The sequence below is a fragment of the Variovorax glucosi genome (assembly GCF_051216695.1).
Classification (GTDB): domain Bacteria; phylum Pseudomonadota; class Gammaproteobacteria; order Burkholderiales; family Burkholderiaceae_C; genus Variovorax.
Window position 1 is genome coordinate 326 of record NZ_JBPJZE010000058.1, and the last position, 1,240, is coordinate 1,565.

Here is a 1,240-nt window from a genome sequence, read left to right on the forward strand (position 1 = left end):
TGCCGCCGTGGCGTAGCTGAGGAAGATCTTGGATCCGTCGACGAGACCTGGTTCGATGTGCATCAAGCACCTCCTGAAATGCACCGCAGTGCGAAAGTTGATTGTTGGTTCATGGGCCTGCTTGCGCAAGCCCCTTCGATACGGCCGACGGCCGGGGCTTGCGCCGCAGCCGTCGCCAGCCGATCACGACGCCGCTGGCCGAGGCCACGGTGCCGATGATCGACAGCAGCCACACCACGACGTCCCAAGCCGGCCGGTACTGGATGAGCCAGGGAAAGTCGAGGCTGTGCGCGGCGTTGAATAGCCAGCGTCGCAGCCTCGAATTGCTGTCGTTGCTGCCGGCGACCTGGCCGCTGGCCGGGTCGATGTAGATCCAGCTGCGCGCGGGGTCGTCGAACTGCAGGCGCCACACGGGCACGATGCGCTCGCGGTGGTGGCCATACCAGTGGAAGTCTTCTCGGGTCTGCAGCGTGGCCTGGGTGATGGCGCCGGGCCGCAGGCGGGCGGCGGTGCGCAGGATGTCGTCCTTGGCGATAGAGGCTAGGTCGCCCGTGGCCGCATCGACCACCCGCACACGCGCCTTCGCGTCGCGCAGCTGCAGCAGCGGCTTGCCGTCGAACCACAGCAGCACAGCCTCGCGTGGTGCGGCGTCGCCCTCGCCTGAGGGCAACACCGCTGGCGGCCAGGGGAACGGCGAGGTGCCGGCCCCCGTGTAGCGCGCCATCGCCGCCGCATCGCCAGCCCCACGCTGGAACCAGCCATTGGGGTTCATCGACAGCCAGCCGCTGATGATCCACGTCAGCACGAAGAAGCCACCGATGAGCCCCGCGATGTGGTGCCACGCCATCCACCCGCTGTACGGCGTGACCGCGCCATTTCGGAACCTGCGCCGCAAGCGCACCCGCAGGATGCCGATGACGATGCCCGTCACGGCCGAAACGATGCATGCCGCCGACAACCACACCACAACGTCGTGCCACAGCGGCGGATCGGCGCGCAGCGGCGTGAAGTAGATCCAGTGCGGCACGGAACCCAGCCAGTTCCAGAAGCGCTCCGAACGCGTGGTGTCGCGCACCACCTCTCCGTTGCGCTGCGACACATACAGCTCCGTGCCGGCGGCGTCGCCGACTTCGATGCGGTGCAGCGGGCGCAGCGGGTTCAGGCCCTGCGGCACGGTCCACTGGTCGCGCTCCAGCGTCTCGGCCCAATGCGCACTCGTGTGACCCGAGAAAGCCCGTGC

1 protein-coding gene is annotated in these 1,240 nt (G+C 68.2%); it reads right to left on the reverse strand.

The features are described from left to right. Positions 1-109 precede the first annotated feature (109 nt). The coding region (locus tag ACSFA3_RS22810) for a PepSY domain-containing protein (RefSeq protein ID WP_435507740.1) at positions 110-1,240 on the reverse strand (1,131 nt) is incomplete at its 5' end.